32 protein-coding genes are annotated in these 17,567 nt (G+C 67.0%); 31 read left to right on the plus strand and 1 reads right to left on the minus strand.

Features of this window, described 5'->3' with window-relative positions:
* Window position 1 precedes the first annotated feature (1 nt).
* The 24 genes from rplC to EDD29_RS43755 all read left to right on the plus strand — a co-directional run bounded on the left by rplC (window position 2) and on the right by EDD29_RS43755 (window position 12,796).
* Window positions 2-658, plus strand: a complete 657-nt coding sequence (rplC, locus tag EDD29_RS43640) for a 50S ribosomal protein L3 (protein ID WP_123669982.1) — start codon at window positions 2-4, stop codon at window positions 656-658.
* Entirely contained in the window at window positions 655-1,260 is a 606-nt protein-coding gene (gene rplD / locus EDD29_RS43645) for a 50S ribosomal protein L4 (protein ID WP_123669983.1), read from the plus strand. The genes rplC and rplD overlap by 4 nt, the downstream gene beginning before the upstream one ends.
* Entirely contained in the window at window positions 1,257-1,556 is a 300-nt protein-coding gene (gene rplW / locus EDD29_RS43650; RefSeq protein WP_123669984.1) for a 50S ribosomal protein L23, read from the plus strand. The genes rplD and rplW overlap by 4 nt, the downstream gene beginning before the upstream one ends.
* 38 nt (window positions 1,557-1,594) lie before the next feature.
* Window positions 1,595-2,428: a 50S ribosomal protein L2 gene (gene rplB / locus EDD29_RS43655; RefSeq protein ID WP_123669985.1), complete on the plus strand. Its 834-nt coding sequence runs from the start codon at window positions 1,595-1,597 to the stop codon at window positions 2,426-2,428.
* Window positions 2,429-2,436: 8 nt separating this feature from the next.
* A complete protein-coding gene (gene rpsS, locus EDD29_RS43660; protein WP_123669986.1) occupies window positions 2,437-2,718 on the plus strand; it encodes a 30S ribosomal protein S19 in 282 nt (93 codons plus the stop codon).
* 29 nt (window positions 2,719-2,747) lie between these two features.
* On the plus strand, window positions 2,748-3,119 hold the full coding sequence (gene rplV / locus EDD29_RS43665) for a 50S ribosomal protein L22 (protein WP_123669987.1): 372 nt from the start codon (window positions 2,748-2,750) through the stop codon (window positions 3,117-3,119).
* Window positions 3,119-3,958 carry a 30S ribosomal protein S3 gene (rpsC, locus tag EDD29_RS43670; RefSeq protein WP_123669988.1) on the plus strand — a complete coding sequence of 280 codons (840 nt, stop codon included), beginning with the start codon at window positions 3,119-3,121 and terminating at the stop codon, window positions 3,956-3,958. Before rplV ends, rpsC begins: the two co-directional genes overlap by 1 nt.
* A 5-nt stretch (window positions 3,959-3,963) precedes the next feature.
* The gene (gene rplP / locus EDD29_RS43675) at window positions 3,964-4,380 is read left to right on the plus strand and encodes a 50S ribosomal protein L16 (RefSeq protein ID WP_106402397.1); all 417 of its coding nucleotides are present in this window, start codon (window positions 3,964-3,966) and stop codon (window positions 4,378-4,380) included.
* Complete coding sequence (rpmC, locus tag EDD29_RS43680) at window positions 4,380-4,607, plus strand: 50S ribosomal protein L29 (protein ID WP_123669989.1); 228 nt, start codon at window positions 4,380-4,382, stop codon at window positions 4,605-4,607. Before rplP ends, rpmC begins: the two co-directional genes overlap by 1 nt.
* A complete protein-coding gene (rpsQ, locus tag EDD29_RS43685) occupies window positions 4,604-4,879 on the plus strand; it encodes a 30S ribosomal protein S17 (protein WP_123669990.1) in 276 nt (91 codons plus the stop codon). The genes rpmC and rpsQ overlap by 4 nt, the downstream gene beginning before the upstream one ends.
* 155 nt (window positions 4,880-5,034) lie before the next feature.
* Entirely contained in the window at window positions 5,035-5,403 is a 369-nt protein-coding gene (gene rplN / locus EDD29_RS43690) for a 50S ribosomal protein L14 (protein WP_123669991.1), read from the plus strand.
* Entirely contained in the window at window positions 5,403-5,705 is a 303-nt protein-coding gene (gene rplX, locus EDD29_RS43695) for a 50S ribosomal protein L24 (protein WP_123669992.1), read from the plus strand. Before rplN ends, rplX begins: the two co-directional genes overlap by 1 nt.
* Before the next feature lie 2 nt (window positions 5,706-5,707).
* On the plus strand, window positions 5,708-6,277 hold the full coding sequence (rplE, locus tag EDD29_RS43700) for a 50S ribosomal protein L5 (protein ID WP_123669993.1): 570 nt from the start codon (window positions 5,708-5,710) through the stop codon (window positions 6,275-6,277).
* Window positions 6,278-6,281: 4 nt separating this feature from the next.
* The gene (locus tag EDD29_RS43705; protein WP_123669994.1) at window positions 6,282-6,467 is read left to right on the plus strand and encodes a type Z 30S ribosomal protein S14; all 186 of its coding nucleotides are present in this window, start codon (window positions 6,282-6,284) and stop codon (window positions 6,465-6,467) included.
* Window positions 6,468-6,704: 237 nt separating this feature from the next.
* Window positions 6,705-7,103: a 30S ribosomal protein S8 gene (rpsH, locus tag EDD29_RS43710; protein WP_123669995.1), complete on the plus strand. Its 399-nt coding sequence runs from the start codon at window positions 6,705-6,707 to the stop codon at window positions 7,101-7,103.
* Window positions 7,104-7,121: 18 nt separating this feature from the next.
* On the plus strand, window positions 7,122-7,658 hold the full coding sequence (rplF, locus tag EDD29_RS43715; RefSeq protein ID WP_123669996.1) for a 50S ribosomal protein L6: 537 nt from the start codon (window positions 7,122-7,124) through the stop codon (window positions 7,656-7,658).
* Between the two features lie 2 nt (window positions 7,659-7,660).
* Complete coding sequence (gene rplR / locus EDD29_RS43720; RefSeq protein ID WP_123669997.1) at window positions 7,661-8,047, plus strand: 50S ribosomal protein L18; 387 nt, start codon at window positions 7,661-7,663, stop codon at window positions 8,045-8,047.
* Between the two features lie 34 nt (window positions 8,048-8,081).
* A complete protein-coding gene (gene rpsE, locus EDD29_RS43725) occupies window positions 8,082-8,720 on the plus strand; it encodes a 30S ribosomal protein S5 (protein ID WP_123669998.1) in 639 nt (212 codons plus the stop codon).
* Entirely contained in the window at window positions 8,717-8,902 is a 186-nt protein-coding gene (gene rpmD / locus EDD29_RS43730) for a 50S ribosomal protein L30 (protein WP_123669999.1), read from the plus strand. The genes rpsE and rpmD overlap by 4 nt, the downstream gene beginning before the upstream one ends.
* Entirely contained in the window at window positions 8,899-9,345 is a 447-nt protein-coding gene (gene rplO / locus EDD29_RS43735; protein ID WP_123670000.1) for a 50S ribosomal protein L15, read from the plus strand. The genes rpmD and rplO overlap by 4 nt, the downstream gene beginning before the upstream one ends.
* A 169-nt stretch (window positions 9,346-9,514) precedes the next feature.
* Window positions 9,515-10,813: a preprotein translocase subunit SecY gene (gene secY / locus EDD29_RS43740; protein WP_123671060.1), complete on the plus strand. Its 1,299-nt coding sequence runs from the start codon at window positions 9,515-9,517 to the stop codon at window positions 10,811-10,813.
* Window positions 10,813-11,454 carry an adenylate kinase gene (locus EDD29_RS43745; RefSeq protein ID WP_123670001.1) on the plus strand — a complete coding sequence of 214 codons (642 nt, stop codon included), beginning with the start codon at window positions 10,813-10,815 and terminating at the stop codon, window positions 11,452-11,454. Before secY ends, EDD29_RS43745 begins: the two co-directional genes overlap by 1 nt.
* A gap of 29 nt (window positions 11,455-11,483) precedes the next feature.
* On the plus strand, window positions 11,484-12,299 hold the full coding sequence (gene map / locus EDD29_RS43750; protein WP_123670002.1) for a type I methionyl aminopeptidase: 816 nt from the start codon (window positions 11,484-11,486) through the stop codon (window positions 12,297-12,299).
* Window positions 12,300-12,367: 68 nt separating this feature from the next.
* Window positions 12,368-12,796 (plus strand): DUF1707 domain-containing protein, encoded by a 429-nt coding sequence (locus EDD29_RS43755; protein WP_246053329.1) that lies wholly within the window; start codon window positions 12,368-12,370, stop codon window positions 12,794-12,796.
* A 40-nt stretch (window positions 12,797-12,836) separates the two neighbouring features.
* Here the strand turns inward: EDD29_RS43755 and EDD29_RS43760 are convergent, their stop codons facing one another.
* Complete coding sequence (locus tag EDD29_RS43760) at window positions 12,837-13,382, minus strand: hypothetical protein (protein WP_123670004.1); 546 nt, start codon at window positions 13,380-13,382, stop codon at window positions 12,837-12,839.
* A 307-nt stretch (window positions 13,383-13,689) separates the two neighbouring features.
* Between EDD29_RS43760 and infA the strand changes: the two genes are divergently transcribed.
* The 7 genes from infA to rplQ all read left to right on the plus strand — a co-directional run bounded on the left by infA (window position 13,690) and on the right by rplQ (window position 17,483).
* Window positions 13,690-13,911: a translation initiation factor IF-1 gene (infA, locus tag EDD29_RS43765; RefSeq protein ID WP_123670005.1), complete on the plus strand. Its 222-nt coding sequence runs from the start codon at window positions 13,690-13,692 to the stop codon at window positions 13,909-13,911.
* 67 nt (window positions 13,912-13,978) lie between these two features.
* Complete coding sequence (gene rpmJ / locus EDD29_RS43770; protein WP_106402415.1) at window positions 13,979-14,092, plus strand: 50S ribosomal protein L36; 114 nt, start codon at window positions 13,979-13,981, stop codon at window positions 14,090-14,092.
* A gap of 170 nt (window positions 14,093-14,262) precedes the next feature.
* Window positions 14,263-14,643 carry a 30S ribosomal protein S13 gene (rpsM, locus tag EDD29_RS43775; RefSeq protein WP_123670006.1) on the plus strand — a complete coding sequence of 127 codons (381 nt, stop codon included), beginning with the start codon at window positions 14,263-14,265 and terminating at the stop codon, window positions 14,641-14,643.
* Between the two features lie 82 nt (window positions 14,644-14,725).
* Window positions 14,726-15,130 carry a 30S ribosomal protein S11 gene (rpsK, locus tag EDD29_RS43780; RefSeq protein ID WP_123670007.1) on the plus strand — a complete coding sequence of 135 codons (405 nt, stop codon included), beginning with the start codon at window positions 14,726-14,728 and terminating at the stop codon, window positions 15,128-15,130.
* Window positions 15,131-15,146: 16 nt separating this feature from the next.
* Window positions 15,147-15,773 (plus strand): 30S ribosomal protein S4, encoded by a 627-nt coding sequence (rpsD, locus tag EDD29_RS43785; protein ID WP_123670008.1) that lies wholly within the window; start codon window positions 15,147-15,149, stop codon window positions 15,771-15,773.
* Between the two features lie 125 nt (window positions 15,774-15,898).
* Window positions 15,899-16,915 carry a DNA-directed RNA polymerase subunit alpha gene (locus tag EDD29_RS43790; protein WP_123671061.1) on the plus strand — a complete coding sequence of 339 codons (1,017 nt, stop codon included), beginning with the start codon at window positions 15,899-15,901 and terminating at the stop codon, window positions 16,913-16,915.
* Between the two features lie 67 nt (window positions 16,916-16,982).
* On the plus strand, window positions 16,983-17,483 hold the full coding sequence (rplQ, locus tag EDD29_RS43795) for a 50S ribosomal protein L17 (protein WP_123670009.1): 501 nt from the start codon (window positions 16,983-16,985) through the stop codon (window positions 17,481-17,483).
* Window positions 17,484-17,567: the final 84 nt, after the last annotated feature.

A 17,567-nucleotide genomic window follows, 5' to 3' on the forward strand; every position in this document is an offset into this window, starting at 1 on the left:
GATGAGCGTCAACAGGAAGGGCGTCCTGGGCGAAAAGCTCGGCATGACCCAGGTTTATGACGATGAGGGCCGGATCGTTCCGGTGACCGTCGTCCTCGCCGGGCCCAATGTCGTGACCCAGGTCCGCTCCACCGAGAACGACGGCTACAACGCCGTGCAGCTCGGTTTCGGGCAGATCGACCCGCGCAAGGTGAACAAGCCGGCCGCCGGCCACTTCGAGAAGGCCGGCGTCACGCCGCGCCGCTACCTCGTCGAGGTCCGCACGGACGACGCCGCCGAGTACACCCTCGGTCAGGAAGTCACCGCCGAGACCTTCGAGGCCGGCCAGAAGATCGACGTGACCGGCACCAGCAAGGGCAAGGGCTTCGCCGGTGTCATGAAGCGCCACGGCTTCGCCGGTCTGGGCGCGGGCCACGGCGTGCAGCGCAAGCACCGCTCGCCGGGCTCCATCGGTGGCTGCGCGACCCCCGGTCGCGTGTTCAAGGGTCTGCGCATGGCCGGCCGCATGGGCTCGGTCCGCAAGACCATCCAGAACCTCACCGTGCACTCCGTGGACGCCGAGAAGAACCTCATCCTCATCAAGGGTGCTGTTCCCGGCCCCAACGGCGGCGTGGTGCTGGTCCGCAACGCCGTGAAGAAGATGGAGACCCAGTCGTGACGAAGGTCAACGTCGAGCTGGCCCCCGAGATCTTCGAGGCCAAGGTCAGCGTTCCCCTGATCCACCAGGTCGTGGTGGCGCAGCTCGCCGCGGCGCGGCAGGGCACGCACAAGACCAAGACCCGCGGTGAGGTCAGCGGCGGTGGCAAGAAGCCGTACCGCCAGAAGGGCACCGGCCGCGCCCGTCAGGGCTCGACCCGTGCGCCGCAGTTCGCCGGTGGTGGCATCGTCCACGGTCCGCAGCCGCGCGACTACACCCAGAAGACGCCGAAGAAGATGAAGGCCGCCGCTCTGCGTGGCGCCCTGAGCGACCGGGCCCGCGCGGGTCAGGTGCACGTCGTCGACGGCCTGGTCGAGGGGGACGCCCCCAAGACGAAGCTCGCCGTGAAGGCGCTGCGCGAGGTGACCTCGGCCGTGCGCGTCCTGGTGGTCCTGGACCGCGAGGACGAGCTGACCTGGAAGTCCCTGCGCAACGAGCCTTCCGTGCACGTCATCGTCGCCGACCAGCTGAACACCTACGACGTCATGGTCAATGACGACATCGTGTTCACCGAGAAGGGCTACGAGGCTTTCGTCGCCCACGCCAAGGGGAGCGACAAGTGAGCAACATCTACGACCCCCGGGACATCCTTCTCGCGCCGGTCGTGTCCGAGAAGTCCTACGGTCTGCTCGACGAGGGCAAGTACACCTTCGTCGTCGCGCCGGGCGCCAACAAGGTCCAGATCCGCCAGGCGGTGGAAGAGGTCTTCGGCGTCAAGGTCACGGGCGTCAACACGATCAACCGGCAGGGCAAGCGCAAGCGCACCCGCCACGGCTACGGCAAGCGCAAGGACACCAAGCGCGCGATCGTCAGCCTGGCGGAGGGCGAGCGGATCGACATTTTCGGCCCCCAGGCCTAAGGGCCGGGGTTCCGAACTGGATGGGATGAACGAAAAAGATGGGCATCCGTAAGTACAAGCCGACGACTCCGGGTCGTCGTGGCTCCAGCGTGGCCGACTTCGTCGAGATCACGCGGTCCGAGCCGGAGAAGTCGCTGCTGCGACCGCTCCCCAAGAAGGGCGGCCGTAACAACCACGGCCGCATCACCACCCGCCACCAGGGTGGCGGGCACAAGCGCGCCTACCGTGTGATCGACTTCCGTCGCCACGACAAGGACGGGATCCCGGCCAAGGTCGCGCACATCGAGTACGACCCCAACCGGACCGCGCGCATCGCTCTGCTGCACTACGCGGACGGTGAGAAGCGGTACATCCTCGCCCCGCAGGGCCTGCGTCAGGGTGACGCGGTGGAGAACGGCGCCGGCGCCGACATCAAGCCCGGCAACTGCCTTCCGCTGCGCAACATCCCCGCGGGTACCGTGGTGCACGCCATCGAGCTGCGTCCGGGCGGCGGTGCCAAGCTGGCCCGTTCCGCGGGCTCCGGCGCCCAGCTCCTGGCCAAGGAGGGCATGTACGCGACCCTGCGTATGCCGTCCGGCGAAATGCGCAAGGTCGACGTCCGCTGCCGCGCGACGGTGGGTGAGGTCGGCAACGCCGAGCAGTCCAACATCAACTGGGGCAAGGCCGGCCGTATGCGGTGGAAGGGCAAGCGCCCGACCGTCCGCGGTGTCGCCATGAACCCGATCGACCACCCGCACGGTGGTGGTGAGGGTAAGACCTCTGGTGGACGCCACCCGGTCAGCCCGTGGGGCCAGAAGGAAGGCCGGACCCGTAAGCCCGGCAAGCCCAGCGACAAGCTGATCGTCCGTCGTCGCAGCAACAAGAAGCGGTAGGAGTCGTCATGCCACGTAGCCTGAAGAAGGGCCCCTTCGTGGACGACCACCTTATGAAGAAGGTGGACTCGCAAAACGAGAAGGGGACCCACACCGTCATCAAGACGTGGTCGCGGCGCTCCATGATCGTGCCGGAGATGATCGGTCACACGATCGCCGTGCACGACGGCCGCAAGCACGTCCCGGTGTTCGTCAGTGAGTCGATGGTCGGACACAAGCTGGGCGAGTTCGCGCTCACCCGCACGTTCCGCAGCCACGTCAAGGAAGACCGCCGCAGCCGTCGAGGCTGAAGCGCAGCAATCACACGAGAGGAACAGTCATGGAAGCCAGGGCCCAGGCGCGGTTCATCCGCGTCACGCCCAGGAAGGCCCGCCGTGTGGTGGACCTCATCCGTGGCCTGCCGGCCGCGGAGGCTCAGGCTGTGCTGCGCTTCGCCCCTCAGGCAGCCAGCGAGCCGGTCGGCAAGGTGCTGAACAGCGCCATCGCCAACGCCACCCACAACTTCAACCTGGGGCAGGACACGCTCGTCGTCTCCCGCACCTGGGTTGACGAGGGTCCGACCCTGAAGCGGTTCCGGCCGCGTGCGCAGGGTCGCGCTTACCGCATCAACAAGCGCACCAGCCACATCACCGTGGTCGTCGAGTCCGTCGATGAGGGCGCGCCGGTCAAGAAGACAAGGAGGGCCCGGTAGTGGGGCAGAAGATCAACCCGCACGGGTTCCGACTCGGTATCACGACCGACTTCAAGAGCCGTTGGTACGCCGACAAGCTCTACAAGGACTACATCAAGGAAGACGTCGCGATCCGGCGCATGCTCACCAAGGGCATGGACCGGGCCGGCATCTCCAAGGTGGAGATCGAGCGCACCCGTGACCGCGTCCGCGTGGACATCCACACCGCCCGGCCGGGCATCGTCATCGGCCGCCGCGGCGCGGAGGCCGACCGCATCCGGGGCGACCTGGAGAAGCTGACCGGCAAGCAGGTCCAGCTGAACATCCTCGAGGTCAAGAACCCCGAGATGGACGCGCAGCTCGTCGCGCAGGGCGTGGCCGAGCAGCTGTCCAGCCGTGTCGCGTTCCGTCGCGCCATGCGCAAGGCGATCCAGTCGTCGATGAAGTCCGGCGCCAAGGGCATCAAGGTCCAGTGCTCCGGTCGTCTCGGCGGCGCGGAGATGTCCCGGTCGGAGTTCTACCGCGAGGGCCAGGTGCCGCTGCACACCCTGCGCGCGGACATCGACTACGGCTTCTACGAGGCCCGGACCACCTTCGGCCGCATCGGCGTGAAGGTCTGGATCTACAAGGGTGACGCCGCCGCCACTCGCGCCGAGCGCGAGCAGCGGGCGGCCGCCCAGCGCGCCGGTGCCGGCGCCGGTGGCGGCGGCGACCGTCGTGGCGGGGACCGCCGCGGTGGCCGCAGCGACCGCCCGGCCCGTGGCGGCGCCCGTCGCGGTGGTGGCGAGCGCGCCCCGCGTCAGAACGAGAACACCGCGCCGGCCGCCCCCGAGGCTGCTCCGGCGCCTGAGGGGAGCTGAGTTCCATGCTGATCCCTCGCAGGGTCAAGCACCGTAAGCAGCACCACCCGAAGCGCCGTGGTATGGCCAAGGGCGGTACGAAGGTGACGTTCGGCGAGTACGGCATCCAGGCTGTCGAGGGTCACTACGTGACCAACCGGCAGATCGAGTCCGCTCGTATCGCCATGACGCGCCACATCAAGCGTGGCGGCAAGGTCTGGATCAACATCTTCCCGGACCGCCCGCTGACCAAGAAGCCGGCCGAGACCCGCATGGGTTCCGGTAAGGGTTCCCCCGAGTGGTGGATCGCGAACGTCAAGCCCGGTCGGGTGATGTTCGAGCTGTCCTACCCGAATGAAGAGATCGCTCGTGAGGCGCTCACCCGCGCCATCCACAAGCTGCCGATGAAGTGCCGGATCGTGAAGAGGGAGGTGGGCGAGTAATGGCGAACACGGCCGAAGACCTGCGCACCCAGCCCGAGGACGAGCTGGTGACCAAGCTGAAGGAATTCAAGGAGGAGCTTTTCAACCTCCGGTTCCAGGCGGCGACCGGTCAGCTGGAAAGCCACGGGCGGCTGCGGACGGTCAAGCGAGAGATCGCCCGCATCTACACCGTGATGCGGGAGCGCGAGCTCGGCATCGTCACCGTTGCCGAGGAGGGCGAGAAGTGAGCGAGACCACCGAGACCGCCGCGAGGGCGAACCGCAAGGTCCGTGAGGGCCTTGTGGTGAGCGACAAGATGGACAAGACCGTCGTCGTCGCCGTCGAGGACCGCGTCAAGCACCGTCTGTACGGCAAGATCATCCGCCGTACGACCAAGTACAAGGCTCACGATGAGGCCAACGCCTGTGGCGTCGGCGACCGGGTCCGCCTGATGGAGACCCGTCCGCTGTCGGCGTCCAAGCGCTGGCGCGTCATCGAGATCCTGGAGAAGGCCAAGTAACTGGACCTGCGGGGGGCCGAGCTGCCCCGGCCGCCGGGCGTGTCCCGTGCCGCGGCAGCTCCCCGCACTCCCCCTCCCGGGCCGATTCCGGAAGGGCAGATCCACCAGGCTCCGGCGCAGACCGGAGAACCGGTGAGAACCAACAGGAGTTAGAAGTGATCCAGCAGGAGTCGCGACTGAAGGTCGCCGACAACACTGGTGCGAAGGAGATCCTTTGCATCCGTGTGCTCGGTGGCTCCGGTCGGCGCTATGCGGGCATCGGTGACATCATCGTCGCCACGGTGAAGGACGCCATTCCCGCGGCCGGCGTGAAGAAGGGCGACGTGGTCAAGGCCGTCGTCGTTCGCACGCGCAAGGAAGTCCGTCGTCCCGACGGTTCCTACATTCGTTTCGACGAGAACGCGGCTGTCCTCATCAAGGATGGCGGGGACCCCCGGGGCACCCGTATCTTCGGCCCGGTCGGCCGCGAGCTGCGCGAGAAGAAGTTCATGCGCATCGTCTCGCTCGCGCCGGAGGTGCTGTAATGAAGATCCGCAAGGGCGACGAGGTCGTCATCATCGCCGGTAAGTCCAAGGGCGCCACCGGCAAGGTCATCGCCGTCGACACCACGCGCGAGCGCGTGACCGTCGAGGGTGCGAACCTCATCAAGAAGAACACCAAGGTCGACGCCCAGGGCAAGGGCGGCGGGATCGTCACCGTCGAGGCGCCGCTGCACGTCAGCAATGTCGCGCTGGTCGAGGATGGCAAGCCGACTCGCGTGGGCTACACGGTCAACGACGACGGCAAGAAGGTCCGGATCTCCCGTCGTACCGGCAAGGAGATCTGAACATGACCGAGACTTCCGTCGAGATCCCCCAGCCGCGGCTCAAGCTGCGCTACCGGGAAGAGATCAAGTCGCAGCTGCAGGAGCAGTTCGATTTCGCCAACGTCATGCAGATCCCCGGTCTGACCAAGATCGTGGTGAACATGGGTGTCGGTGAGGCCGCCCGCGACGCCAAGCTGATCGAAGGCGCCGTCAAGGACCTGACCGCGATCACCGGTCAGAAGCCCGCCGTCGCCAAGGCGAAGAAGTCCATCGCGCAGTTCAAGCTGCGCGAGGGCATGCCGATCGGTGCGCACGTCACGCTGCGCGGCGACCGCATGTGGGAGTTCCTCGACCGGCTGCTGTCGCTCGCGCTGCCGCGCATCCGCGACTTCCGGGGTCTCAACCCCAAGCAGTTCGACGGCCGGGGCAACTACACCTTCGGTCTGACCGAGCAGGTCATGTTCCACGAGGTCGACGTCGACAAGGTCGACCGGCAGCGTGGCATGGACATCACCATCGTGACGACCGCGACCAACGACGAAGAGGGCCGGGCGCTGCTGAAGCTCCTCGGCTTCCCGTTCAAGGAGGCCTGAGAAGATGGCGAAGAAGGCTCTGATCGCCAAGGCTGCTCGCAAGCCGAAGTTCGGCGTCCGGGGTTACACCCGGTGCTCGCGCTGCGGTCGCCCGCACTCGGTCTACCGGAAGTTCGGCCTGTGCCGTGTCTGCTTCCGTGAGATGGCGCACCGGGGCGAGCTGCCCGGCATCACCAAGTCGTCCTGGTAAGGACGGCGACCCGGCCCGGGGTTCCCGGGCCACACGGGACACCACGCGGATCTCGTGCCGTGACCGCCGATTGCGCGGTCACGGCGCGGATCGCGTACCGTACGTACAACAAACCGGGCGCGCGTCCCTGACGGCGCCCACGACCACGCTGTAGGTCCGTAGGGTCCTGCGCTCCCCGCTCGTGAGGCGGGAGGAGCCGGGGCAGCTGGAAACCGCAGCGAGGAGGGCCAAGCGGCCATGACGATGACCGACCCGATCGCAGACATGCTCACGCGTCTGCGTAACGCGAACTCGGCATACCACGACAGCGTGTCGATGCCGTACTCGAAGATCAAGGCGCACATCTCGGAGATCCTCCAGCAGGAGGGCTACATCACCGGATGGCACGTGGAGGATGCCGAAGTCGGCAAGAAGCTCGTGGTGGACCTGAAGTTCGGTCCCACCCGCGAGCGCTCCATCGCCGGTATCAAGCGCGTTTCCAAGCCCGGTCTCCGGGTTTACGCGAAGAAGGACAACCTGCCGAAGGTCCTGGGCGGACTGGGCGTCGCGATCATCTCGACGTCCTCCGGACTCATGACCGACAAGCAGGCCGGCAAGCGCGGCGTGGGCGGCGAAGTCCTCGCCTACGTCTGGTAGCGGAAGGAGAAACAGACAATGTCTCGCATTGGACGTCTGCCCATCTCCGTTCCCAGCGGAGTCGAGGTCAAGATCGAGGGCCAGAAGGTCTCGGTCAAGGGCCCGAAGGGCTCGCTTGAGCAAGTGATCGCTGAGCCGATCGCGGTCGAGCTGAACGACGGTGTGGTCTCGGTCACCCGTCCGAACGACATCAACACGGTTCGGAGCCTCCACGGCCTGAGCCGCACCCTGATCTTCAACATGATCGTCGGGGTCACCCAGGGGTACGCCAAGACCCTTGAAATCCAGGGCGTCGGTTACCGCGTCGTGGCCAAGGGCAGGGACCTCGAGTTCTCCCTCGGCTACAGCCACCCGATCCTGATCAAGGCGCCTGAGGGCATCACCTTCACGGTCGAGAAGCCGACCCTGTTCAAGGTCGAGGGCATCGACAAGCAGCAGGTCGGCGAGATCTCTGCCAACATCCGCAAGCTGCGCAAGCCCGACCCGTACAAGGGCAAGGGTGTGCGGTACCAGGGTGAGCAGATCCGCCGCAAGGTCGGAAAGGCTGGTAAGTAGTCATGGCTGGCACCAAGGGCCTGTTCCGGAAGGGCACGAGCAAGCGGGCGACGTCCCGCAAGCGCCGTCACCTTCGGGTTCGCAAGAGGGTCGTCGGCACGGCTACGCGTCCGCGCCTCATCGTGACCCGCTCCACCAAGCACGTCTTCGTCCAGGTCGTCGACGACACCCTGGGCAAGACCGTCGCCTCCGCGTCGACCATGGAGGCCGAGCTGCGCTCGGCCGAGGGCGACAAGACCGCGAAGTCCAAGGAAGTCGGCAAGCTCGTCGCCGAGCGCGCCAAGGCCGCCGGTGTCGAGGCCGTCGTCTTCGACCGGGCGGGCAACAAGTACCACGGTCGCGTTGCCGCCGTCGCGGACGGCGCCCGCGAGGGGGGTCTCGCACTGTGACCTCCAGGACCCAGTCTGAGAAGAGGAACCACTAATGGCAGCTGCTCCCAGTCGCGGAGGCGGCCAGGGCGGCGAGCGTCGTGACGGCCGTCGTGACGGACGCCGTGACGACCGCCGCGGTGGCGCCGACAAGGGCACGTCTTACATCGAGCGCGTCGTCGCGATCAACCGCGTCGCCAAGGTCGTGAAGGGTGGTCGTCGCTTCAGCTTCACCGCCCTCGTGATCGTCGGCGACGGCAACGGCACGGTCGGCGTCGGCTACGGCAAGGCCAAGGAAGTCCCCGCGGCCATCGCCAAGGGCGTCGAAGAGGCCAAGAAGAACTTCTTCAAGGTCCCCAGGATCCAGGGCACCATCCCGCACCTCACCCAGGGTGAGGCCGCCGCGGGCGTCGTGCTGCTCAAGCCGGCCAGCCCCGGTACCGGTGTCATCGCCGGTGGTCCGGTGCGCGCCGTCCTGGAGTGCGCGGGCGTGCACGACGTGCTCTCCAAGTCGCTCGGCAGCTCGAACGCCATCAACATCGTCCACGCGACGGTGACGGCGCTCAAGCAGCTCAAGCGCCCCGAGGAGATCGCGGCCAAGCGTGGCCTGCCGATCGAGGACGTCGCTCCCGCCGCCATGCTGCGCGCGCGTGCCGCCGGTCTCGAGGCCGCGAAGGTCGAGGTGAACTCGTGAGCCAGCTCAAGATCACGCAGATCAAGTCCGTGATCAGCGAGAAGCAGAACCAGCGGGACTCGCTGCGGACCCTGGGCCTCAAGAAGATCGGCCAGAGTGTCGTTCGGGAGGACAAGCCCGAGGTCATCGGCCTGATCCGCACCGTTGCCCACCTGGTGAAGGTGGAGGAGGTCGAATCATGAGCGAGGCGTTGAAGGTCCACGACCTCAAGCCGGCTCCGGGCGCCCACAAGAAGAAGGTCCGCAAGGGCCGGGGCGAGGCGTCCAAGGGCAAGACCGCCGGTCGCGGTACGAAGGGCACCAAGGCCCGGAACACCGTGCGGGTCGGTTTCGAGGGCGGCCAGATGCCGCTGATCCGCCGGGTTCCGAAGCTCAAGGGCTTCAAGAACCCGAACCGGGTCGAGTTCCAGGTCGTGAACCTGGACAAGCTCGGCGAGCTGTACCCCTCCGGTGGAGAGGTCACCGCCGAGGACCTGGCGGCCAAGGGCGCGGTCCGCGCCGGCCGTCCGGTGAAGATCCTCGGCACGGGCGAGATCTCCGTCGCGGTGCAGGTGAAGGTGAACGCCTTCTCCGGCTCCGCCAAGGAGAAGATCGTCGCCGCCGGCGGGACCGCCGAGCAGGTCTGACGGTCTCTTGTACGAGATGCGGAACCGGGGCTGACCGTCCATCGTTGGAGGGTCGGCCCCGGCTGCGTCTGCTGTTAGCATTCGACGGGTCCCACTAGGGACCCGTGCAAGGGTTTGGATCGCGGCCGCCCCGGCCGTCTGAACAGGTCGTAAACGCGCAGGAGGAATGGTGCTCACCGCTGTTGTTAGGGCATTCAAGACGCCCGACCTGCGCAAAAAGCTACTGTTCACGTTGATGATCATCGTGGTGTTCCGGATCGGTTCACTGCTCCCGACCCCGGGCGTCAACGTGGGCGCGGTACAGACCGCGATCGATGCCGCCGAATCCGGCGCCAACGCGAGCCTGTATTCGCTGATCAACCTCTTCAGCGGCGGCGCGCTGCTCAAGCTCTCGATCTTCGCGCTCGGCATCATGCCGTACATCACCGCGAGCATCATCCTGCAGCTGCTGACCGTGGTGATCCCACGCCTGGAGGCCCTCAAGAAGGAGGGCCAGGCCGGCACCACGAAGATCACCCAGTACACCCGGTACCTGACGATCGCGCTGGCGATCCTGCAGTCGACGGGCATCGTCGCGATGGCCTCGACCGGCAACCTGTTCACCGGGCAGTCGGTGGACATCCTGTACGACACCTCGCTGTTCACGGTCGTCACCATCGTCATCGTGATGACCGCCGGCACCGGTGTCATCATGTGGCTGGGCGAGCTCATCACCGACCGCGGCATCGGCAACGGCATGTCGATCCTCATCTTCACCACGGTCGTCGCCTCGTTCCCGCAGCAGTTCATCAACATCTTCCAGACCAAGGGCGGCTTCGTCTTCACGATCGTCCTGCTGGTCGGTCTCGCGATCGTCGCCGCCGTCGTCTTCGTCGAGCAGGCGCAGCGCCGCATCCCGGTGCAGTACGCCAAGCGGATGGTCGGCCGCCGCATGTACGGCGGCACCTCGACCTACATCCCGCTGAAGGTCAACCAGGCGGGCATCATCCCCGTGATCTTCGCCTCGTCGCTGCTGTACCTGCCGCAGCTCGCCGGTCAGCTCTGGCCGAACAGCGAGTTCCTCGGGAAGTACCTCCTGCCCTACCTCCAGCAGGACAACCCGGTGAACATGGCGGTCACGTTCGCACTCATCGTGTTCTTCACGTACTTCTACGTGGCCATCACGTTCAACCCCACTGAAGTCGCCGACAACATGAAGAAGTACGGTGGTTTCATCCCGGGCATCCGTCCGGGGCGGCCGACCGCCGAGTACCTCGACTACGTGCTCACGCGGATCACCGCCCCCGGCGCGCTCTACCTGGGTCTGGTCGCCCTCATTCCGTTGGTGGCGTTCTCGCTGATCCAGGCGGCGAACGACTTCCCGTTCGGTGGCACCAGCATCCTGATCATCGTCGGCGTTGGGTTGGACACCGTGAAGCAGATCGAATCTCAGCTCCAGCAGCGTAGTTACGAAGGTTTCCTCCGCTAGTGCGTATCGTGCTCGTGGGCCCCCCGGGAGCGGGCAAGGGAACTCAGGCCCAGTTCATCGCATCCCATCTGTCGGTCCCGAAGATCTCGACAGGTGACATCTTCCGCGCCAATGTGAGCGGCGGAACCGAGCTCGGCGTCCTCGCCAAGCAGTACATGGACAAAGGCGACCTCGTCCCCGACGAGGTGACGGTCGCCATGGTGCGGGACCGTATCTCCCAGCAGGACGCCCTCGGTGGGTTCCTGCTGGACGGATTCCCCCGCAACGTGCCGCAGGCCGAGACCCTGCGCACGATCCTGGCCGAAGGCGGCCTGGCCCTGGACAAGGTCCTGGAGCTGGTGGTCGACGAGGAAGAGGTCGTGCGGCGGCTCTCGGGCCGGCGGACCTGCGGCCAGTGCGGCCGCATCTGGCATGTGGAGTTCGACGAGGGTCGCGACGACATCTGCGACGACTGCGGCGGCTATCTCTTCCAGCGCGATGACGACAAGGAAGAGGTCGTCCGGCACCGGCTCGAGGTCTACAAGGAACAGACCGAGCCGCTCGTGGAGTTCTACGACAAGGAAGGGATCCTGGTGGGCATTCAGGCCACCGGGACCGTCGAAGAGGTCACCGGCCGCGCGCTCGGCGCGCTGCGCGCGTAGACCTACTAGCAGGGCAGCAGGGGGGACGGGTGTTCAGAAGGCGGACGCGCATCCAGGTGAAGTCGCCTGAGCAGATCGAGCTCATGCGGGTCGCCGGGCGATTGGTGGGCGAGACGCTCGCCCTGGTCGCCGCGGCGGTGAAGCCGGGCGTCAGCACGCTGGACCTGGACCGTATCGCCGAGGACAACATTCGCGGCGGCGGTGGCATCCCATCCTTCATCGGCGTACCCGGGCCGATCACCCCCTTCCCGGCCACCCTGTGCACCTCGGTGAACGAGGAGATCGTGCACTGCATCCCGCGCGCCGACAAGGTGCTGCGCGAGGGCGACGTCGTCTCGATCGACTGCGGCGCGATCGTGGCCGGCTGGCACGGCGACGCCGCCGTGACCGTGGCCGTCGGCGAGATCGCCCCGGACGTCTCGAGCCTCCTCGACGTCACCGAGGAGTCGCTGTGGCGCGGTATGGCGGCCTGCAAGGTCGGCGGGCACCTCGGCGACATCGGGCACGCGGTCGAGTCTTACGTGCGCTCCCAGGGCCGCTACGGCATCGTCGAGGGTTACGGCGGGCACGGCATCGGCACCGAGATGCACATGGAGCCGTTCATCCCCAACGTGGGGCGCAAGGGCGGCGGCATGCTGCTGGTCTCCGGCATGGTGTTCGCGGTCGAGCCGATGGTGAACCTCGGCAAGCCGCACACCGAGGAGATGGAGGACGGCTGGACCGTCGTCACCGCGGACCGCAGCCCCTCGGCGCACTTCGAGCACACGGTCGCGATCACCGCGGACGGACCCCAGGTGCTGACGGCACTTGATGGGTGGCGGGAGCGCATCGCAGAATTGGCCTGAGCCCGATCATGCACGATCGAGCCACTCGGCTTTGAGGGAAGTGACCAGCGATGCCGTCGAATCCGGAGATGCGGGCCTCTGACCGGGACCGCGACCGGTTCGCGGAGATCCTGCGCGACAACTACGCCCAGGGCAGGCTGAACCTCGAAGAGCTGAACGAGCGCCTGGAGCACGCGTACGCGGCCAAGACGATCGGCGATCTCGAAGCGCTGACGGCGGACCTCCCGGCCAAGGACATGTACGACCTGCCGATCCCTGCGTCGGAGACGGCCGTGGCGACCCGCAAGGGCGGCGAGGTCGCGCGCCAGGGCAAGGGACTACGGGCCGAGTGGGCGACGTACGCCTCGGTCAACCTCGTGCTGATGAGCATCTGGCTGGTCGCCTCGGTCGCCTCGGGCGGCGTCGGATTCCCCTGGTTCCTCTGGGTCGCGGGTCCCTGGGGCGCGGTGCTGCTGGCCCAGACGCTGTTCGGCGGCGGGCGCTCCGAAGACCGCTGAACCACCACCGCCGTCGTCCGTCTCCCCGTGACCGGCGCCGTCAGGCCGTCGCGCGGATCGCGTGGGTGAGCGCCTTCACGAGGCTGCGCGGGTCGGGCGCGAGCTCCGGGACCACCTCGCGCAGCGCGAGCCAGCCGTTGACGGCCCGGGTGGTCGGCGCCGCCTCGTCCAGCGCCGGGTCGGCGATGCCGTACCAGGCCGAGATGAGTGACCAACGCCACAGCCGGTGCTGCTCCGGCGGCGGGAATCCGGTGGGGCCGCGTTGGCCGGTGGAGGCCAGCCTGACGGACTCGACGGTCCGCCCGACGCGCTCGGCGATCTCGCGAAGGGCCAGCAGCGGATCGGCCTCGACCCGGCGCACGATGATGCCGGGCGCGGCGGCCTCGACCTCGGTGACGACCTCGATCATGGCCTGGGCCAGGGACGGAGCCTCCCAGCTGCACCTGGCGCTGGCCGGTCCGGTGACCTCGGCGGAGGACTTCACGAACGAGACGGTGACGTACCCTTGGGTCCGTTCGAAGAGCGGGTCAAGCTCATGCTCGAAGACTGGTCTGCTGAGGACCAGTTCGAAGTCATAAGCCACCATGGCAGCAACGTACCCGCCCGGCCCGCGCTGGGAAAGCCGGTAAGGGCCGTGAGGGCGGCGGGTCGCCGATTTCGCATTCTCGGGCGCGTCGCGTAGACTCGCTATTCGGTCCAGTATCAGACCCGTCATGTGCTCATATATCGAACGCAGTTTCGAATTGGGCGGTCCGGGTCGTGGACGTTCCCCCTTGGGGGACCTGTCCTGGACTTCTCCGCGAGGAACATCAGCCCGTCGTCGCCGTCAAGGCGGTAGCGGGCGCGTGTCGTCGCGGGGAACAGACGAAACCGAGCAGCGAAGCGCGGAGGTCATGGCCAAGAAGGAAGGCGCCATCGAGATCGAGGGCGTTGTCGTCGAGTCTCTCCCGAACGCCATGTTCCGGGTGGAACTGGACAACGGGCACAAGGTCCTCGCGCATATCAGCGGCAAGATGCGGATGCACTACATCCGGATCCTCCCCGATGACCGGGTGGTAGTGGAGCTCTCTCCCTACGACCTGACTCGCGGCCGGATCGTCTACCGCTACAAGTAACCGGTAAGGGTTGCCTTTCCCGTCGTGGCAGACGGGAATGACCCTGCGAACACGTCAGGAGACCCTCATGAAGGTCAAGCCGAGCGTCAAGAAGATCTGCTCCAAGTGCCGCGTCATCCGCCGGCACGGCCGCGTCATGGTGATCTGCCAGGACCCGCGCCACAAGCAGCGTCAGGGCTGAGGCTCTCTCTAACGCGCTCCACACAACTCAACAACCGCCGCAGTTCGCCACGTCTCACGCCTCGCGTGGGATACGGGCGAGTGACCCCCGGTCGGAGGCCGGGGCCCGCCCTGGGCAGGGACGGGGACGCGGTCGGTAGGACCTCCGCCTGAACGAAAGGACACTGCCCGATGGCACGCATCGCCGGTGTCGACCTTCCGCGCGAAAAGCGCCTGGAGGTCGCGCTGACCTACATTTTCGGTATCGGTCGCACCCGTGCGCTCGAGACCCTCGCCGCCACCGGCATCTCCGGTGACCTGCGGGTGCACCAGCTCAGCGACGCCGAGCTGATCCCGCTGCGCGAGTACATCGACGCGAACTACAAGATCGAGGGCGACCTGCGCCGCGAGGTGCAGGCCGACATCCGCCGCAAGATCGAGATCGGGTGCTACCAGGGCATCCGTCACCGTAAGGGCCTTCCGGTCCACGGTCAGCGCACGCAGACCAACGCGCGCACCCGCAAGGGCAAGAAGAAGACCGTCGCCGGCAAGAAGAAGGTCGGCAAGAAGTAGGCCTTAGGGGCTCCGCCAGCCAGGCAAGGCTGGGGCGCCCCGCCGACGACCGGTCCGATGACCTCTGGAGTGAAGAAGAGCAATGCCTCCTAAGAGCCGCCAGGGCGCACCCAAGAAGCTGCGCCGCAAGGAAAAGAAGAACGTCGCTCACGGGCACGCCCACATCAAGAGCACGTTCAACAACACCATCGTCTCCATCACCGACCCCAACGGGAACGTGATCGCCTGGGCCTCGTCCGGCCACGTGGGTTTCAAGGGCTCTCGCAAGTCCACCCCGTACGCCGCTCAGCAGGCCGCCGAGAGCGCCGCCCGCCGCGCCATGGAGCACGGCATGCGCAAGGTCGACGTCTTCGTTAAGGGTCCCGGCTCCGGCCGTGAGACCGCGATCCGCTCGCTCCAGGCCACCGGCCTCGAGGTCGGTTCGATCCAGGACGTCACGCCCGTGCCGCACAACGGCTGCCGCCCGCCGAAGCGTCGTCGGGTCTGATCGGAGAGATTGAGACATGGCTCGTTACACAGGTGCCGACTGCAAGCTTTGCCGTCGCGAGAAGACCAAGCTGTTCCTGAAGGGCAGCAAGTGCCTGGGCGCCAAGTGCCCGATCGAGAGCCGGCCCTACCCTCCGGGTGAGCACGGCCGCGGTCGGACCAAGGAGTCCGAGTACCAGCTGCAGCTTCGCGAGAAGCAGAAGACCCGCCGCATCTACGGTGTGCTGGAGCGTCAGTTCCGCAACTACTACGAAGAGGCGACCCGCAAGACCGGCAAGACGGGTGAGAACCTGCTCACGCTGCTCGAGCGCCGCCTCGACAACGTCGTCTACCGCGCCGGCTTCGCGAAGTCCCGCGACGCCGCCCGCCAGGCGATCCGCCACAACCACATCCTGGTGAACGGCAAGAAGGTCAACATCCCGTCGTTCCTCGTGTCCGAGAAGGACATCATCGAGGTCCGCGCGAAGTCGACCGAGATGACCCCGTTCGTGGTCGCCCGCGCCGAGTCCGAGGCCCACCAGGTTCCGGCCTGGATCGAGGTCGTCGCCGACAAGATGCGCGTTCTGGTGCACACCCTGCCGGTCCGTCAGCAGATCGACACGCAGGTCCAGGAGCAGTTGATCGTGGAGCTCTACTCGAAGTAATCCCCTCGGGGATCACTCCGGAGAGAACTCTCCCGCCCCCGGCAGGTGCTTCGGCGCCCGTCGGGGGCACCCTGTTAGGTGTCAAGGCCGTCAAATAGCGGGCGGCCCGACAGAAAGTGGGCATCATGCTCATCGCACAGCGTCCGGCTCTCACCGAAGAGCAGGTCGACGACTACCGCAGCCGCTTCGTCATCGAGCCGCTGGAGCCGGGCTTCGGCTACACCATCGGCAACTCGCTGCGGCGCACCCTGCTGTCCTCCATCCCCGGCGCCGCCGTCACCAGCATCCGCGTCGAGGGCGTCCTGCACGAGTTCTCCACCGTGCCGGGCGTCAAGGAGGACCTCACCGACGTCATCCTGAACCTCAAGCAGCTCGTCGTCTCCTCCGAGCACGACGAGCCGGTGGTCATGTACCTGCGCAAGCAGGGCCCGGGTGACGTCACCGCCGCGGACATCGCGCCGCCGGCCGGGGTCGAGGTGCACAACCCCGACCTCAAGATCGCCACGCTGAACGGCAAGGCGAAGCTGGAGATGGAGCTGACGGTCGAGCGCGGCCGCGGTTACGTCTCCTCGGTGCAGAACAAGCAGCCGGGGCAGGAGATCGGCCGGATCCCGATCGACTCCATCTACTCCCCGGTCCTCAAGGTCACCTACAAGGTCGAGGCCACCCGAGTCGAGCAGCGCACCGACTTCGACCGGCTCATCCTCGACGTGGAGACCAAGCACTGCATGCTGCCGCGCGACGCCGTCGCGTCGGCCGGCAAGACCCTGATGGAGCTGTTCGGCCTCGCCCGCGAGCTCAACGTCGAGGCCGAGGGCATCGACATGGGCCCGTCGGTCGCGGACGCCGCGCTGGCGGCCGATCTGGCACTGCCGATCGAGGAGCTGAACCTCACGGTCCGCTCCTACAACTGCCTCAAGCGCGAGGGCATCCACTCCGTGGGCGAGCTCGTCGCGCGCTCCGAGCAGGACCTGCTGGACATCCGCAACTTCGGCGCCAAGTCGATCGAAGAGGTCAAGCAGAAGCTGCACGACATGGGGCTGTCCCTCAAGGACTCCCCGCCCGGATTCGACCCGACCGCCGCCGCCGACGCCTATGGCGACGGGGACGACGAGTCGTTCGCCGAGACCGAGCAGTACTAGTACCGCAGTACCCCGAGATAACTGCTGACTCCAGTACCTGACACGGCTGGAGCAGGAAGGAAGTGCCATGCCCAGGCCCACAAAGGGAGCCCGCCTCGGCGGTAGCCCGGCGCACGAGAAGCTGATCCTGTCGAACCTGGCGACTCAGCTGTTCGAGCACGGCCGCATCACGACCACGGAGGCCAAGGCCCGTCGCCTTCGCCCCCTGGCCGAGAAGCTGATCACCAAGGCGAAGAAGGGCGACATCGCCAACCGTCGCCTGGTGCTCCAGACCGTCCGCGACAAGGGCGTGGTGCACAAGCTGTTCACCGAGATCGGCCCGCACTTCGCGGAGCGTCCGGGTGGCTACACCCGGATCACCAAGATCGGTCCCCGCAAGGGCGACCAGGCGCCGATGGCCGTGATCGAGCTCGTCGCCGAGCAGGTCTCGGGCGTGACCGTCCGCAAGACCAGCGCGCCGGCCGAAGAGGTCGCGCCGCAGGTCGAGGAGACCCCGGCCGAGGCCGCCGAGGAGACCCCGGCGGAGTCCGCCGAGGCGACCGAGGACAAGGCTGACGAGGCCAAGTAAAGGCCCCGCTTGATTCGGGCCCGCCGTTCCCCGTTCCGGGGCGGCGGGCCCGTCTCGTTTGAGACACTGGTCTTCTCCGGCGGG

Origin of the sequence: Actinocorallia herbida, assembly GCF_003751225.1 — a bacterium.
Lineage (GTDB): Bacteria > Actinomycetota > Actinomycetes > Streptosporangiales > Streptosporangiaceae > Actinocorallia > Actinocorallia herbida.

Coding starts and splice junctions, on each gene's coding strand:
- rplC (WP_123669982.1), top strand. CDS start 2: ATGAGCGTCAACAGGAAGGGCGTCCTGGGCGAAAAGCTCGGCATGACC.
- rplB (WP_123669985.1), top strand. CDS start 1,595: ATGGGCATCCGTAAGTACAAGCCGACGACTCCGGGTCGTCGTGGCTCC.
- rpsS (WP_123669986.1), top strand. CDS start 2,437: ATGCCACGTAGCCTGAAGAAGGGCCCCTTCGTGGACGACCACCTTATG.
- rplV (WP_123669987.1), top strand. CDS start 2,748: ATGGAAGCCAGGGCCCAGGCGCGGTTCATCCGCGTCACGCCCAGGAAG.
- rplP (WP_106402397.1), top strand. CDS start 3,964: ATGCTGATCCCTCGCAGGGTCAAGCACCGTAAGCAGCACCACCCGAAG.
- rpmC (WP_123669989.1), top strand. CDS start 4,380: ATGGCGAACACGGCCGAAGACCTGCGCACCCAGCCCGAGGACGAGCTG.
- rplX (WP_123669992.1), top strand. CDS start 5,403: ATGAAGATCCGCAAGGGCGACGAGGTCGTCATCATCGCCGGTAAGTCC.
- rplE (WP_123669993.1), top strand. CDS start 5,708: ATGACCGAGACTTCCGTCGAGATCCCCCAGCCGCGGCTCAAGCTGCGC.
- EDD29_RS43705 (WP_123669994.1), top strand. CDS start 6,282: ATGGCGAAGAAGGCTCTGATCGCCAAGGCTGCTCGCAAGCCGAAGTTC.
- rpsH (WP_123669995.1), top strand. CDS start 6,705: ATGACGATGACCGACCCGATCGCAGACATGCTCACGCGTCTGCGTAAC.
- rplF (WP_123669996.1), top strand. CDS start 7,122: ATGTCTCGCATTGGACGTCTGCCCATCTCCGTTCCCAGCGGAGTCGAG.
- rplR (WP_123669997.1), top strand. CDS start 7,661: ATGGCTGGCACCAAGGGCCTGTTCCGGAAGGGCACGAGCAAGCGGGCG.
- rpsE (WP_123669998.1), top strand. CDS start 8,082: ATGGCAGCTGCTCCCAGTCGCGGAGGCGGCCAGGGCGGCGAGCGTCGT.
- rplO (WP_123670000.1), top strand. CDS start 8,899: ATGAGCGAGGCGTTGAAGGTCCACGACCTCAAGCCGGCTCCGGGCGCC.
- EDD29_RS43755 (WP_246053329.1), top strand. CDS start 12,368: ATGCGGGCCTCTGACCGGGACCGCGACCGGTTCGCGGAGATCCTGCGC.
- EDD29_RS43760 (WP_123670004.1), bottom strand. CDS start 13,382: ATGGTGGCTTATGACTTCGAACTGGTCCTCAGCAGACCAGTCTTCGAG.
- infA (WP_123670005.1), top strand. CDS start 13,690: ATGGCCAAGAAGGAAGGCGCCATCGAGATCGAGGGCGTTGTCGTCGAG.
- rpmJ (WP_106402415.1), top strand. CDS start 13,979: ATGAAGGTCAAGCCGAGCGTCAAGAAGATCTGCTCCAAGTGCCGCGTC.
- rpsM (WP_123670006.1), top strand. CDS start 14,263: ATGGCACGCATCGCCGGTGTCGACCTTCCGCGCGAAAAGCGCCTGGAG.
- rpsK (WP_123670007.1), top strand. CDS start 14,726: ATGCCTCCTAAGAGCCGCCAGGGCGCACCCAAGAAGCTGCGCCGCAAG.
- rpsD (WP_123670008.1), top strand. CDS start 15,147: ATGGCTCGTTACACAGGTGCCGACTGCAAGCTTTGCCGTCGCGAGAAG.
- EDD29_RS43790 (WP_123671061.1), top strand. CDS start 15,899: ATGCTCATCGCACAGCGTCCGGCTCTCACCGAAGAGCAGGTCGACGAC.
- rplQ (WP_123670009.1), top strand. CDS start 16,983: ATGCCCAGGCCCACAAAGGGAGCCCGCCTCGGCGGTAGCCCGGCGCAC.